The organism is Bacteroides sp. MSB163 (assembly GCF_036416795.1).
GTDB classification, from domain to species: domain Bacteria; phylum Bacteroidota; class Bacteroidia; order Bacteroidales; family Bacteroidaceae; genus Bacteroides; species Bacteroides maternus.
In genome coordinates this window covers 2,129,238-2,145,536 of sequence record NZ_CP143867.1, presented here as the reverse complement: position 1 = coordinate 2,145,536, position 16,299 = coordinate 2,129,238, and the positions used below count along the sequence as shown (strand labels likewise).

The window sequence follows — 16,299 nt, the reverse complement described above, 5'->3', positions numbered from 1 at the left end:
CATTTTATTTAGAATCAATACTTCTTGCTTCGTAAATCTGGCGGGCTATAGTCTCCCCGATAAGATTATATGCGTATTGGCTGTAATGGATGTCATCCGTCATCATATTCATCTGTGGAAAAAGCCAAGGATCCGCAGCTACAAGATGAACTCCATGCATTTTTTCAGACAGTCTGCGTTGTGCCGCACGAACCTGATGATAGCCCTCTTGCGGACGGTCGACATATTGTCCAGTGAGGACTATATAGAAAGGAAGGTCGGCATCATGGAGATGCTTTCTGAACCGGAGTATAAGATTGCGAAGCGCCGCCTCATAATCTTCACCGTCCATTTTCCCATCATTGATAGCATTTGCGTCACGTTCTCCTTGAAGCCAGATCACCCCACTGAATTTCAATCCTGTAACGGCAATCGCAGAATTACATTTAGCCATCGCTGCATCGAACAAGGGCAAGACACCCTTTTCCGCCCAAGTACCGTAGATTGTCTCTCCTGTAGTGGAGCATGCACTTCCTCCCCTCGCCGCAGACACCACTACAACCGAATCACCTGTCATTTTATTAAGGTTCCACGCGAACGAAGGACTGATGCTGCCGCTGTTCGCCTTGCCGAAATACTTGCCGTTCTCACCTACTGGGTCCTGCAGTATTTTCAACGAATCTCCGGATTGTACATAGTCGAAACACTCTTTGCTATAGTATTTCATCGAAGTTCTTCTATCACCCATTCCGGAAGCATTACTCTGTCCAGCTATGAGCCACATACTCTTTTGGGCAACTCCCGAAACGGACAGCCCCGCTAAAATCAACAATATAAAAAATCGTTCCATAAAATCATTTATAGTGAAATTTCAATGACATTCATACCCCATGGAGCAAAATCAAGATTGATCTGCCCTTTCTTTCCTGCCGACCTAATAATTTTACCCTGAAGAGCCTTAGCAGAACGGAAACCTGTCTTCTTCGCAACTAACTGCGACAAATTCAAAGTCACAGTACATGACTGACTGTCATTAGACTGACACATTGCAATCAGGTATAACTTCGTGCCGTTCTCTGACAAAGCGGTAAGGAATTCAATCTCCGGATTATCGCAACCGACCATATCCGGTCTGAACAGAAGATCCGCTTTCTTACCGTAAATATTACCGGGTGCAAATCCATATGTGACGTGTGGGCCAACCTTAGGAGTCATGTAGCCATATGGGAACGAAATATTACTGTCCGAACGCAAACCAGCCTCCGCAATCAGATAATCCACAATCCAGCCAATCTGCCAGTATGCATGCCACGGGAACATTGTGGAATATTTTTTCAACTCATTCATTCCGTGCCAGTAATAGACTGCGCATCCGCTTTCTTGGTCAACAAAAGCATTTCTTCCGATTGACGCGGCTCTTGCCATAGTAAGGAAGACCGGTTCCTCCGTCCATTCATACATCTTCACGAACAGACCTGCGTAACTTGATATCAAAATCGGTCCATTTACTGCTGTACCTCGTATATGCTCCACACCAAGACCGGTCTGATTCAGTTCCCAGTCTTTATATGCTTGCTCGCCGATGTATTTCGTTTCATCAGTCATTACCGGATTGGTGAATATAGACGTCGCGTAAATCATGGCGGCATCTATAGATGCCTGTTTATATGCCTCGTTACCCGTTATTTCATACAAGTCCATATAGGCACGAGATGTCTGTGCCGTACAGAAATCCCAGATATTGCGTCCATCACCGCATACTCCGAGATAATATCCCTTATCCACTCCGTTTTCCTGCTGCCAGTCTGCACCTTTGCAGGCTGCGTCAAGGTATTTCTTGTCTTTCAAGTGCTTATATGCTATGTACAATCCATACCAGGTTGGTCTGTAATCCTTAAGATCCGGGAAAGACGGTTTCATAGAAAATCTGTCATAGCCGACCTCAAAACTTCCATCATCTTTCTGCCATGCAAGCAATCTGTCACCTGCCATCCTCAACCTTTCGAGCAATTCCTTGTCATCAGGATTGAATAGAAGCATATTTCCGAAATCGACCATAGTATAATAGGTCGTATGCAAAGGTTCTATCCAATTGCCCCTTTCCGACTCCACACCGTCTATATCCGCATATTCTCCGAGAGCAGCACCGCAGAAATATCCCGGTTCTGTCTGCTGCTGAATCATTTTATAATTCCTCACATAGTGAAGACGGCTGCTCATTACGGAATCCTGCCCGTTTCGTGCAATCATAAACATGGTACCAGCGTCAGCAATCTTGGAACCGTTGGCACCTATTGTCTCACCTCTGCTCTGCCATGTTTTCCAGCTTGACTCTTTATCTTTGCGCAGGAATTTCTGAAGCCGGCTCACGCGCTCGGACAAAGACACCTTGTTGGTAAGCAAATCCAAGGATGATAGTAAGGCGAAAACATCGTTCACTGCATGCTGGAATACATCGAACCAGCCCGAGTTCTTCAAGGTATAACGGAATCCAAACGACACTTCATCTCCGGCTTTGTTCTTGGCACCCACCTGCCCGAGTACAGGGTGATAAACCACGGGAGTAAGTTCATTATGCCTGTTCGCTAAACTCAATCCCAAGGAATTAGGGTTCTTATCCGGAACTTTGCCGGCTATCGGGTCGGTTTCCGTCCCCGGATCTGGAATAACAGCTAAGGTATAGCCATCCTTCGACGAATACAGCGGACACAGAGTCATCGTATTGCGTTCTTGGGCAAGCATCGGAACACAAGGAATGCCCATGCTATAAGTTTTAGCCATGTTCAGATTATATTGGATTTCATTGCCATACCAATTACCCGGAATCATCGCCCATGATATATTGTCCTCTTCGAAGACGGTAATCGTAGGGGTGGCGATGGATACGGAACCGTTCGTCGACAGCCTGACCTTCATATCGACCTTTATATCAGACGGAAATGACGGATCTACCTTCCATATTGCTTCAACGTCCCCGAAACGGAGACTGTGAGAAAATTTCAGAGCACCATCGGGAAGCATTTCTGCTTTTGACGGATAAAATGTAAAATCCTTTCCTTCAAGATCCTGATCAACCAGATCCTTTGCCGGATTACGATCCAGATACAGAATCGTGTAATATCCCTCAGGGGCAGGAATCTGTTTCCCGTCGATTTTAATGCACGAGATATGCCAGCCATCCTCCTCCTGTTGCCATTCAATATCGACACTGCCCGTATTAAGATTCAGTTTGGGCTGGGCGGACATCAGTACACTCACACAAGCAATGAGTAACGTAGAAAACAAATATTTCATAAACGTATTTTTTAGAAAATTATTTTTCAACTATTTCTAGTTCTATATTTTGTACAGACTCTTCTGTTCCGAAAGCGGTAGTATTACGAGACACTACGGTTGCCGTAAACTTACCTGGTTTGTAATATGTGTAATCATAGAACTTCGGAACAACCTCACTGTATGACTTAATAAGCGTACCATAATCAGGAATCACTTGGCTCGGATCGACAGGGGAAGTGATTACCCAGCTTTCGAAATCCTCCTTACCGTCAGGCATGCCTGCACAAGTAAGCGACGTTCCAAGTGTCCACTGATAAGCGGGGAAAATAGCGCCAGTCTCATTTTCCTGCAGCTTGTTCGTAGTCGTACCGCATTTTGCAAAAGAAGCATTTGTCCATATCGTATAAGGAAGAGCATCCGTTTCAACCGTATTTTTAAGATTGAATGAAGATATTGTATATCCTTCCTGTTTTTGTCCTTTTTTCGCGGTATAACAGAAAGCAAGATGTATATCCTGTCCGTTCCATTCTGACAAGTCTATGGCCCCGGAATTAATATTAGTACCTTTTTTAGTCCCCTCCACAGGCCATTTTGCTTTTTCGGAGATATCCAACCAAGTGGCACGTTTTATTCCCTCCATGGTGATATCACCGTCAAAGTCAGTAGAAAGAAGAAGCTTGATTTCGGCATACTCCTCCAAGTTGTCTCCATCTTTTTTGCAATTGAAAGACAAGACCGGAGACCCATTTTCACTTCCGCGATTTCTATAGATATAGCGCGAACCTTTTATCGTTCCTCCCATCGTTCCGCCATCATAATTATCAACTCCGGTAAAAATTGTCACGAAATCAGCTTCTCCTGAGAAGTGAAAGCGGACATTCTCTCCAACTTCATATACATTCTTTTCAAGCCTGGTCACAACAGTTGATTCGGTCACGGTGTCAACTTGGCAGGACACAACGACTAAAGCGGCGACTAAAGCGGGAAACAGGATTCTAATTATATTTTTTTTCATTGTCTCATACTTTTAATAATGTTAAATATACAATTACCAGCCTTCATTCTGTTTCAATTCAGGATTAAGCATTATTTCTCCGGAAGGGATCGGAAGGTAATAATGAACATCGGACACATTGTTGCCAGGAGTCATGATATAATCAAGTTGCGCTCCATTGACTCCTTTTGCATTCCTGCCATCATCCCTCGTAGCCTGAAGCACCTCCACAAGATTGTGCCAACGTTTGAGGTCTAAACGTCTCCAGCCTTCAAAGCATAGTTCCCTCGCTCTTTCATCCATAATAGTCTGAAGGAATGCCTCCTTTGAGTCTGTAGCTTCGGCAGACAATTCATAAGACGGACTCTCATCCTTCATCACTGCAATTGCCGTAGCACCGCTACCCTTAGGACCTTTCCCGCCTTCGAGTGACCTGATCACCACCTTCGGAGTTTCACTGTAGGCATGTCCCCTGTCGAGCAATACGATTGACTCAATAGGTCTGGTGGCTTTAGTGTCCGGTTTTCCGTCAGAACCAAGAATCTCAGGCAACTTGGCAGTAGCAATTGTGAGAGGACCTTTAACGTCTCCGACACGATATGCCTTGGGAGATTTGTTCTCTTCCGTTGTGCATGTGACAGATGCGGTATTGTCGGTAACATCTACAATTTCCACACAAACTTCATCAATGGTATAATTTTCTCCCGGATTGGTAAGTTCAATATGGTCAATAAACTTGCGACCGTCCATCTGTCCGTATGCCCTTTTTCTCACTGCGTTGACATAGCCTATAGCCTCAGGTGTCGGACCGTTGTGTATCTGACACAATGCTTCGGCTGCCATAAGCAATACGTCGGAATAGCGTACTATACAAAGGTTGGTTCCTGCATTACTTTGATATGCAGGCCAAATCTTTGCATACTGACGGTTGAACTTGTTGACCTGACGATCATAAACCAATCTGTCATTATCAGGATCCTTATGCGAACCGAAATAAGTAAGAACAAGACGTTCAGCACCATCAAGTTTCGTAGGGGCATTGGTAAACGGAGCGATAGCCCAGTTACGTCTTTCATCATAAGAACCTAACAATGCCTCAGTGTCTTGCTCATAATATGAGAACATTCTCTTGGTGATCTTCATTGTATTATTAACCATAAAGGATACGTTTGTTACAGCTTTGCTGCAATTGGTACCGAGCGTGGTCGACAATGAAGGAAAATATTCTTTCAGTCCGTCAGACGTACTTTTACAATACGCTTCTATCTCCCATAGATTTTCACGTATATCATACTTGTCCTGAATAAGCGGAATGAATGCTTCTGCGAAATTAGGAATCAAGCTGTGAGCAGGATCGTCGATGACCATCTTTGCCCATTTGTATGCATCTTTGTACCTTTCGGTGTTGTAGCAAGGGAATCCGGCATTGAAAAGGCAGACCCTTGCCAGCACTCCCCTGACAGCCGACTTGTTGATTCTTCCTCCAAAGTTAAATTTGGTAATCGGAAAGACCTTGCTCTCTGCCTCTTCCATCTCGCGAATTACAAAATCGTATATATCGGCCTCCTCTGCCTGCTTTGCAGAAGTAGTATTAACATCCGAAGATGCCTCCGTTATAAGAGGAACCCTTCCATAATTTTGTACAAGATTGAAATAACAGAATGCCCTTATAAATTGCACTTCACCTTCCATGGCGAGCTTTGTTTCTGTTGTCATCTTGGCATCAGGAAGATAATGAAGGAATTGACAGCAACGCTGAATCGCCGCATAAAGATTCTTGTACATAGTAGCATTAGGAGCATATCCGGAAGTATAGCTATACACCTTAGGACCTGTTCCGGCCGCTGCATTATACATTTCATCCGTCACATTCCAGATGACGAACTGAGAGTTCATGCTTCCATCAAAAAGTCCTCCTCCCGGTACGCTAAGAGCGTCATAACAACCCACTAAAACCTTTGCACACGCCGCACTATCCTTGAAAAACGTACTCGGAGTGTCCGAATCTATCGGATGTAAATCCAAGTCAGCCAAACAGCCTGTAAAAGAAAAAAATGCGATTCCGAACAATATATTTTTAATAACTTTATTCATATCCATATAAATTGAGAAACATTATATCCATTAAAACGAAATTTGTGCACCAAATATGAATGTACGTGGTACAGGGTATGCCGAATAGTCATAACCTGGAGTTCTTGCATTCGACATCGTACTGACGGTAGGGTCCTGTCCCGAATACCCCGTCACCGTAAACAGATTCTGGGCAGAGAAATAAATCCTCATGTTGCTAACAAAAAACCTCTGGCTCACCTGAACAGGCAGAGTATATCCTATATTCAAGTTTTTCAGTCTCAAATATGAGCCGTCCTCTACATAACGGTCACTGCCCCAAGCCGTATTGTTTGCAGATCTTGCACGCGGAAGTTTTCCGTTAGGATTGTCCACGGTCCATCTGTCGGCATACGAAGCGAACTGATTGGAACTCAATGATCTGCCTTCTTCTAAATAATAACGGTTCATATTAAGGATATCATTGCCGTAGCTGAATGTAAAGAACAATGACATATCGAAATTATAGAATCTGAAAGTATTTGTTATACCGCCCGTAAAATCAGGATTCGGATTACCTATAATCGTCAAGTCTTCTTGAGTAATCTGGAGATCGCCATTCAAATCCTTGAATTTCTGATATCCGGGAAAGACTCCCTTTCTGTTTGCATGAGTTGACTGTGAAACGACATCATCTCTCAATATCCAGCTGCCATCGCTTCCCTTACGGAAATCTTCATATTGATAAAGACCGTCTGTAAGGGCTCCGTACATCATACCGATAGGCTGACCCACCTTCGCAATATACAATGCAGCTCCATTCGGAATCTTCAGATTATCAGCTGGAAGCACACTCTGGTTGTTGGCAAGTGCAAGCACTTTGTTCCTGTTGAATGAAATATTGAAGTCGGTAGTCCAGTTGAAATGCCTTCTCTTCATGTTAACAGTGTTTAGAGACAGTTCGAAACCTTTGTTCTCCACCCGGCCTATATTCCTATATGCTGAACCATAGCCGATATGGGCAGGCAATGTGGCATTGATCAGAAGATCTTTAGTATCTTTCTTATAATACTCGGCTGTCAAGTATATCCTGTTGTCGAAGAAGCCCAAATCCATTCTGGCATTAAAGGTATACGTGGTCTCCCATTTCAATTTAGAATTACCTATCGATGAGACAATCGCTCCCGTTGTAGGATATTCATCGTTGAATGAATAGTCATAATATGTCCCTCCTGAAGAAAATCCCATCTGCGGAAGATAAGCGTATTCTCCGATACCATTATTGCCGGTAGACCCATAGCTCAAGTTAAACGATCCTTCGCTAAACCATGATCCGATATTGTTCTTGACAAAATTCTCATCTGAGAATCTCCACCGAACGGCTCCTGAATAGAACTTGCCCCACCTATTGTCGCGTGCAAATTTTGAAGAACCGTCCGCACGCATCGTAAACGTCAGGTAGTATTTTCTGTCATAGTTGTAATTCGACCTGAAAATAAAAGATTGCATTGCCCATTCCGTCAACTTCTTGGACATGATTTTCTGAGACAGCCCTTCATCAAGTGCCTCTATTCCTCTCCATTCTGACGTAATAGGGATCTGTGTAGCTTTTGCTTCGAAGATATCCGAAACATTTTTCTGCTGAGTACAACCGACAGTTACGGCAAGGTCATGAATATTATCGAACTTTTTGTTGAAGTTCAAAGTGTTCTCATTCAAGACATTGTTAGTCCTTGCTACTCTTCTCGAACCGTTAATTCCATCATTTCTTCCTGGAAGTGTACTTCCGGCTTCCGTTTTGGAATTATTGAATATATCAGTCTGGGATTCAGTGCTCGTATAAGAAATCGAAGTAGTGAATTTCAGACATTTGAGAATATTCCAATTGAGCATGGCACTGGTTCTCAACTGTCTTGTGATATATTTCTGATCGGTATTTTGGGTCTGGAGCAATGGGTTGAACATCGGTACTCCACTCTCCGGTCTTTCAGGGTCTTCAAGTTCATGGGTCAAGTCCACACCGTTTGTGGAAATAGGTCTGTATGACCACACTTTATACATGTAAGCGGAAGATCCCTGTCCATAGTTAACTTGCATACCAGTTCTTTCCTTCTCCGCATAATTCGCCCTCATGACAAGCTGCATGCGATTGCCTATCTTCTGGGTAATATTCATGCTGCCAACATAGTTCTTCATACCGGTATTAAGAATGATACCCTTCTGATTGGCATAATTGAATGAAGCCATATATGTGGTCCTCTCAGTACCACCAGATGCGCTTACGCTGTATTCGTGCATCTGTCCGAGCTGACTGATCTTATCTTGCCAGTCAATAGGTTTCACATTCTTGTAGTCATCGAGTATCCATGGACTTCCATCTGGATGAGGATCCCTACCGTCGAGATACATGGATCCGTAAGCCGCATCAAGTTCATTCTGAAGTCTGACAAATTCATAAGGCGACATCATTTCATACCTGTTATAGTCTTTCGACAAACTATAACGGTACTCGAAATTAATTTTCGGAGCGCCCTTCGAACCGGAATCGGTAGTGATAACAATCACACCATTGGCACCACGCGCACCGTATATGGCTGTCGCCGATGCATCTTTGAGAATCTCGATACTCTTAATGTTCTGAGTAGGGATTGACGAGTTGTCGGGAGACTCAAGCGGAATGCCGTCTACCACATAAAGAGGAGCATTGTTCTGGGTCACGGAATTGTTGCCCCTAATCAGAATGTCCGGGAGACCTCCAGGCTGTCCATCCCCGACATTGACCTGTACACCGGCGACTTTGCCGGCAATAGCATTTTCAAACGTCACTGCCTGAAACGCCTTCATATCCTCAACGTTGACAGAAACGACGGAACCGGTAAGATCCTTTCTTGCTACCGGACCTCCGTATGGAACTACCACCACTTCCTCAAGCATTGTCGCATCAGGTTCAAGAGAGATTCTCAATTTCTCTCCCCCTTTTGTAACCTGCACCTGATAATCTTTGTAACCAATGAAAGAGACTGTGACAGTCTGTCCGACAGGTACTCCTGTAAAAATGAAATTCCCATCTACATTTGTAGATACACCTTTGGTACTGCCTTTGATATAGACGTTAGCTCCTATGACAGGAGTTTCGGTTTCATCAACGACAGTTCCTTCAACGGTAACCATCTTAGTTTTTTCCTGTGATCGGACTGGCATGATGCCTGCAAATGAAATCAACAGGCACATCAGGAAAAAAGCAATCTGTTTTCCTGATCTTGATTGAATACGATTTAATGTTAACATACTTTGGCATTATAAAACGATTAGAGTTAATATATGAAAAGAAATATTCCCATTCGGACTATTATTGTGGCCTTCAACGTGAGCAAATTTATATAACTACAACCAATTCTAATAGCATAATGCCTCAAAAATCAACGGAAACGTTCCCGGGAACGTTTGAATTTTGCAGAATGTCGAAAAAGTTGTAAGTTTGCAGACAAACCTGCAATCATTCATATTATGGAAAAGCCAATTACAATAAAAGACATAGCAAAAAAACTTGGGTTATCCACGTCCACAGTTTCCAGGGCATTATCGGATAGTTGGGAAATAAAGAAAGAAACCAAGGAACTGGTTATCAAGACTGCTGCCGAACTGAACTATCATCCGAACACGCAGGCAAAAGGGTTGGTCACAAAGAAAAGTTATACTATCGGAATCGTTGTACCGGAATTAGTCACTTCATTTTTTCCAATGATTATATCCGGGATACAAAAAATACTGATGCATGAGGGCTATCAGATACTTATTACCCAATCCAACGAATCCGCTGAAACAGAGCGTGCCAATCTGAGTCTTTTAGAACAACACATGGTAGACGGAATAATAATATCCACGACATCCGACAGTTCCGCCAACTCTGATATGTATCAAGGCCTGCAGGATAACGGAATTCCCCTTGTGTTTTTCAACAGGGTGCCTTCCAACATTGATACTACAAAAATCATTATCGATGATAAGAAAATGGCTTATTCAGCAGTGGCTCATCTTATAGGTGAGGGATACCGAAAAATATTTCACTTTGCGGGTCCAGAAAAGCTGGATATCACGAAAGAACGCATGAACGGATATATAGAGGCCATGCAGGATGCTAATCTCCCTATATCAGACTCTGCCATCATTCATTCCGGCATTTTTATTCGTGATGGAGAACAAATCATGGAAGAGATATTGTCCGGAAACGGTGAAAAACCGGATGCTGTATTTGCATTTAATGACCCTGTCGCTATCGGAGCAATGAAAGCCTTGAAACGACATGGTTTGAGGATACCGGATGATGTCGCTTTTGCTGGCTTTTCAGAATCGGATATGGCCACTGTCGTCGAACCTTATCTGACGTCTATAGAACAACCACGTGTCGAAATCGGAGAAATTGCAGCGAGCTGCATGCTAGAGAAGATTCGCACAAATAGATTGCTCAATAAGAAAATCGTACTGGATGCCAAATTGAATATCAGGGAATCATCGCATAAAGCACACAGTCTATGATAAAGGCGATGTTTTTTTGACATAGGAGGGATATTGATCGCAGCGTATTGCTTCTTTGATAAGAAAAGCCCGTCATTGATGTCAACTTTATCAATGCCGGGCAACTTGAAATCTTTTAGAACTGACGTTAGTATATGATCAATCAGCGGAAGAATTTAATGCTTTCAATAACTCACCTTTCACCGTATCCGTTCCCGGAAAACCTACTGACCGGTACGTTTGTTTCCCTTCACGGTCGAGCACCAGATAAGTAGGTACGCCACGGACTTCGAATTTATCACAAATAGCTGCCCACTGAGCATTGGTCAACCGGTAATGCTCACCATGAATATCGGGTATCATATTGTTCCATGTTGTCTCCGGAGAATTTTCACCGGCAATAAAGACATACACGATATCTTTATCTATCAGCTCCTCCTTCATGGGTTTCATCATCTTCATAGCCATCTTACAAGGTCCGCACCAGGTGGCCCAGAAATCAACAAGCACTACTTTACCCTTGAACGGATCGACAATGGCTTCAAAAAGGGCATCGTCCTTCACATCTTCGGGCAGAGTACGAACCATAAAACTACGCTTCTTCTTATTTTCTTCTATCTTCTGAAGCAGCTCTGTATTCATTGCAGTCAATTGGTTCAGGAAATAGGGATTCTCAATCGTGCGTAATGTAGCAAAATCGTCTTCAGACAAAGGCATAAAATCTTCCAGTTTTGAAGCACATTGCATTGCCGTCTGCACATCATGATAGATACCTTTACCTCCTATTACCTCTCCAACCGCCTTCTGATTAGCTTCCAAAGCCACCTTGCCACACTCCTGAAAGAGGTTGTCATACTTATCTCTCAACACTCTCATTATAGAAGCATCCTGCGACGAAGGATTATCACGGTATTTTTTCATTACTTCCTTATCCTCCGGACTTACCTTGGATGAGTCAAGCAGGTAATCAAAGATACCGACGGTCTTAACAGACGGCAAATGGATATATGCGGTATTCCTTACCATACCGGAATAATTGAAGCAATACACAGACTTGGGTGAATTGATGTAATCCAGTTTACTTAAAAAGTCAAAATAGCCATCTGACGGTTCTTTTGAGAGATACTCCTTACCGGCATCACGCAACGACAGTCCTTTTTGCTGAGCATAAGCCTGCAATAGCTGATAATCATATCCACATAACAGTCCATACAATGCATCTTTATTCAGCACCGTCAACAATTCCGCATAAGCTGCACTTATTTTCTTATTGGCACGGATCACATTGTTCGCTTCTTCATATTTCCGCATGCAATATGCTTTGTACTGATCCGGAGTCATGTCATATAAGTCTTTCAGCTCAACAGAACAAAGAGGAATTTCCAGTCCGGAATTCATCTCCGTATTCAATCCTGCATTCAGTCCTTCAAAATAAACCTTCTTCCCTTCAGCCTTCGTATCTTTCTGTAAACGACTGGAAGCACGCGTCATTTCACGAAGATTTACGGTAACCTTGGTTTCTCCACCCGGAGACAACAAAAAAGGAACAACAGGTCCACCCACACTTAAATAGGCGATAGAAGGATGTGAAACTGATATTTCCGTATGGAAGTTTCCCGCTTCATCCAGCTCTAACTCTGTACTCTTTTGTCCATAAGCAGATAAGAAATCAGCTGAATGTAATTCTACTTTCATCCGGAATGAAGGCTTATAATCCAAAGTACGACCACTGATGATAGCTGTTCCCTCTTTGATTTCAGGAGCCGGCAAAGCTACAGCAGTCATTTTTCCTGCCTTCTCTAGGCCTTTAGGCAATTGGAGCTTAGGCAACTTTCCAGTCAGGCTGATACCGAAAAGATTAAAATCTCTCTCACCTTCCCCTTCCACAAAATCGAATGATTTTACAGATGGCGGCAAAGGTGGAAATATCAAAGAGAAAGTGGCCTCTCCGGATTCTGGCATCCAAAATTCCTGTCCCAACTCAATACCTACTCCCTGCCGCACCTGATAACGTTCACCATTATCTGCCACCAGACAGGTAGCAGGGGCAATACGTATCCAGTACTTTGGAGTAAATTTTGCATCCACATCAATCACGGTAGCTGTATCCGATAAATGAACGGCAGCTATCTCAATGGTTTCCGTAGCCTTTGCTATAAACGGAGGGCGATTAATCGTCTTCTGTGCATTTAATGCACTCCAGGACAAAAGACAAAATAAGAATAGTAGTTTTTTCATTAGGCTCATTCTTAAATTGATACTATCGCAAAGCTTCCACTTCTTCCGGAGTCAATGGTATCTTCTTGCCTAAGCGGCGGGCACCGGTTTCTGTAATAAGATAATCTTCTTCATTGCGGATACCACCGAAGTCACGATATTCTTCCACTTTGTCATAATTGATAAAGTCAGTGAATTTCTTACCTTCTTTCCACATATCAATCAATTCGGGAATGAAGTAGATACCCGGCTCAACAGTATGTACAAAGCCCGGTTCCAAAGGAATAGCAAGGCGTTGAGACTTACGTCCGAACTGTGTGCTCTTGGGCTGACCGTTATAGCCTACCCACACTTCGCCCAGATTTTCCATATCATGCACATCCAGTCCCATCATGTGTCCCAGACCGTGGGGATAGAACAATGCATGAGCACCTTCGCGCACCGCATCATCCGCATTTCCTTTCATCAGACCCAGTCCTTTCAAACCCTCTACCATTACGCGGGCAGATAAGTCGTACACTTCCATATAAGGAATACCCGGACGGAGAGCCTTTACTGATTCCAGATGCATAGCATTCTGAATTTCGTAAACGGCACGTTGCTTCGAAGTAAACGTTTTATCGGCAGGTACGGTAGACGACATGTCACCGCAATAGCCCGATGGAAGTTCTGCACCGGCATCGATCAGGAACAAGTCACCCGATTTAATTCTATTACCATGATAATGATTATGCAAAGTCTGTCCGTTGATTGTGGCAATTGTAGGGAAAGAAAGTTCGCAATTATTCATTTCGGCTACACGGTTCATCTCTGCCACAACTTCATATTCGTACATACCCGGCCGAATCACTTCCATAGCCTTGATATGCATGTCGGCAGTCACATCACATGCCCTTTCTATCTCTGCAATCTCTTCGGCAGATTTATAATTACGCTGTGCCACCACCGCACGGATAAACGGCACGGAACCTTCCTGACGTGCAGGCGGAATACCCAGCCAATCCATGAGTTTCAACTTATGTTCGGGACGGTAAGGCGGAAGATAATGCACCGTCTGACCTTTTTGTACGGCTTTGTGCAGATAGCTGATAATCCCGGCGGAAGGAAGCGTCTCCCGAATGCCTACCCGTTCACTCTTCTCTTTCAGAGTCGGCTGCGTACCCATCCATACAATATGATCGATAGTCAGTTCGTCTCCGAAAATGATTTCTTTGTCCTCATCGATGTCAATGATAGCGGAAAGTCCGGCAAACGACAAGCCGAAATAGTAGAGGAAAGTAGAATCCTGACGATAACGGAAAGCATTATCTTCATAATTCAGTCCTTGTTCGTCATTTCCCAAGAATAGTAACACTCCGGAGCCAATATTTTTTTTCAGCAGGGCTCTGCGCTGCACATAAGTTTCTTTATCAAACATAACGTTGCATTTTTTTTAAGTTGATACGCACAAAGATAATGCAAACCGAAAGCAGCACAAAATAAGCTTGCCTATTTTTTATTGCTGATGTACAGCTTATCTTCGCTTTTAGCAAAGATAATGTAAATTAGGCATCAATCTTTCATGCTTGCATGAAAAACTTATGCCGAGAACATTTCGCGTTCCCGAACTATTCACTATTTTTGCAAAAAGTGTGAAGATAAGTTGCGCCTCGGCATAAAAAATGAACGAGTTCATTTTATTCTGTCTCGGTTTGCATTATCTTTGCGGCGAGTAAAAGAAAAGAATAAGTATGGCACAAGGTTCCAGACAAGTACAAACTCAAGCGCAGCAACAGGTACAAACACTGTCGCCCCAGCAGATTCTGGTAGTGAAGCTACTGGAATTGCCCGCTGTAGAACTGGAAGACCGTATACATGCGGAACTTCTGGAAAATCCGGCTCTGGAAGAAGGAAAGGAAGATACGGCAAGTGACGACTTTTCTGATAATTCCGATACGGAAGGTTCCGCAGAAGACAACGGAGCCAACGAATATGATTCATTAAGCGACTATTTGAGCGAAGACGATATCCCCGATTACAAATTGCAGGAAAACAACCGTAGCAAAGGTGAACAGGCCGAAGAAATTCCTTTCTCCGACGCCACTTCTTTTTACGAAACCCTAAAGGAGCAGCTAAGCGAACGTGACTTGACCGAGCACCAACGTGAACTGGCGGAATATCTGATCGGATCATTGGATGACGATGGCCTGTTACGTAAGTCTCTGGATAGCATCTGTGATGAACTCGCCATCTATGCCGGCATCGAATGTACCCAGGAAGAATTGGAAGAGGCACTGAAGATCATCCAGGACTTTGATCCCGCCGGACTCGGTGCACGCAACCTACAAGAATGCCTGCTCATTCAGATTCATCGCAAGATAGAGCAACAGCACTTCACCCCGAACCCTCTACTTTATATAGAAGAAGCGATCATCTCCGAATGTTACGAAGAATTTACCCGTAAGCATTGGGACAAGATACAGCAGAAGCTCGGACTGGAAGAAGATGCTTTTGAACAGGCTATCAAAGAGATCTGCAAACTCAATCCGCGTCCGGGTGCCTCCCTGGGTGAAGCCATCGGCCGGAACATGCAACAGATCATCCCCGACTTCATTGTAGATACATACGACGACGGCACCATCAACCTGGCTCTGAACAACCGGAACGTTCCGGAACTGCGTATGAGCCGTGACTTCACCGAGATGGTGGAAGAACATACCAAAAACAGGGCTAACCAATCGAAAGAGTCGAAAGAAGCCATGATGTTCCTGAAGCAGAAGATGGATTCAGCACAAGGCTTTATTGATGCCGTGAAGCAGCGCCAGAATACATTAATGACTACCATGCAAGCCATTATCGACCTGCAACGCCCGTTCTTCCTCGAAGGAGACGAATCATTGTTGCGCCCTATGATATTGAAGGATGTTGCCGAACGTACCGGACTGGACATTTCAACCATCTCCCGCGTCAGCAACAGCAAATATGTGCAAACCAACTATGGCATCTATTCACTGAAATTCTTCTTCAGTGATGGATACGTCACCGAAGACGGTGAGGAAATGTCTGTACGTGAGATTCGTAAGATATTGAAAGAATGCATTGACAATGAAGATAAAAAGAAACCTTATACGGATGATGAACTGACGGATATACTGAAAGAAAAAGGATATCCTATAGCACGCCGCACGGTAGCCAAGTACAGGCAACAGTTGAACATACCGGTGGCAAGGTTGAGGAGGTGATGGGAGTGATAAGGTGGTAAGGTGATAAAGTGGTAGTAATTTCAA

9 protein-coding genes are annotated in these 16,299 nt (G+C 43.7%); 2 read left to right on the top strand and 7 right to left on the bottom strand.

Going from position 1 to position 16,299, the window contains the following annotated elements:
* Window positions 1-4: 4 nt before the first annotated feature.
* From VYM24_RS07410 to VYM24_RS07390, 5 genes are read right to left on the bottom strand one after another with little or no spacing between them, the layout of a single operon-like run.
* A complete protein-coding gene (locus tag VYM24_RS07410; RefSeq protein WP_007211897.1) occupies window positions 5-829 on the bottom strand; it encodes a sialate O-acetylesterase in 825 nt (274 codons plus the stop codon).
* Between the two features lie 8 nt (window positions 830-837).
* Window positions 838-3,273 (bottom strand): glycoside hydrolase family protein, encoded by a 2,436-nt coding sequence (locus VYM24_RS07405; protein ID WP_330941883.1) that lies wholly within the window; start codon window positions 3,271-3,273, stop codon window positions 838-840.
* A gap of 19 nt (window positions 3,274-3,292) precedes the next feature.
* Window positions 3,293-4,270, bottom strand: coding sequence for a DUF5017 domain-containing protein (locus VYM24_RS07400; RefSeq protein ID WP_299095938.1), 978 nt, complete (start codon window positions 4,268-4,270; stop codon window positions 3,293-3,295).
* A gap of 33 nt (window positions 4,271-4,303) precedes the next feature.
* Window positions 4,304-6,343, bottom strand: coding sequence for a RagB/SusD family nutrient uptake outer membrane protein (locus VYM24_RS07395; protein ID WP_330941882.1), 2,040 nt, complete (start codon window positions 6,341-6,343; stop codon window positions 4,304-4,306).
* Between the two features lie 30 nt (window positions 6,344-6,373).
* Window positions 6,374-9,589 (bottom strand): SusC/RagA family TonB-linked outer membrane protein, encoded by a 3,216-nt coding sequence (locus VYM24_RS07390; protein WP_330941881.1) that lies wholly within the window; start codon window positions 9,587-9,589, stop codon window positions 6,374-6,376.
* Window positions 9,590-9,808: 219 nt separating this feature from the next.
* On the opposite strand from VYM24_RS07390, the gene VYM24_RS07385 reads away from it, so the two are divergent.
* Window positions 9,809-10,837, top strand: coding sequence for a LacI family DNA-binding transcriptional regulator (locus tag VYM24_RS07385; RefSeq protein ID WP_299095945.1), 1,029 nt, complete (start codon window positions 9,809-9,811; stop codon window positions 10,835-10,837).
* A 138-nt stretch (window positions 10,838-10,975) separates the two neighbouring features.
* Here the strand turns inward: VYM24_RS07385 and VYM24_RS07380 are convergent, their stop codons facing one another.
* Complete coding sequence (locus tag VYM24_RS07380; RefSeq protein WP_299095947.1) at window positions 10,976-13,054, bottom strand: TlpA family protein disulfide reductase; 2,079 nt, start codon at window positions 13,052-13,054, stop codon at window positions 10,976-10,978.
* 22 nt (window positions 13,055-13,076) lie between these two features.
* Window positions 13,077-14,450 (bottom strand): aminopeptidase P family protein, encoded by a 1,374-nt coding sequence (locus VYM24_RS07375; RefSeq protein ID WP_330941880.1) that lies wholly within the window; start codon window positions 14,448-14,450, stop codon window positions 13,077-13,079.
* 313 nt (window positions 14,451-14,763) lie between these two features.
* On the opposite strand from VYM24_RS07375, the gene rpoN reads away from it, so the two are divergent.
* Window positions 14,764-16,254, top strand: coding sequence for an RNA polymerase factor sigma-54 (gene rpoN / locus VYM24_RS07370; protein WP_044263770.1), 1,491 nt, complete (start codon window positions 14,764-14,766; stop codon window positions 16,252-16,254).
* Window positions 16,255-16,299 lie beyond the last annotated feature (45 nt).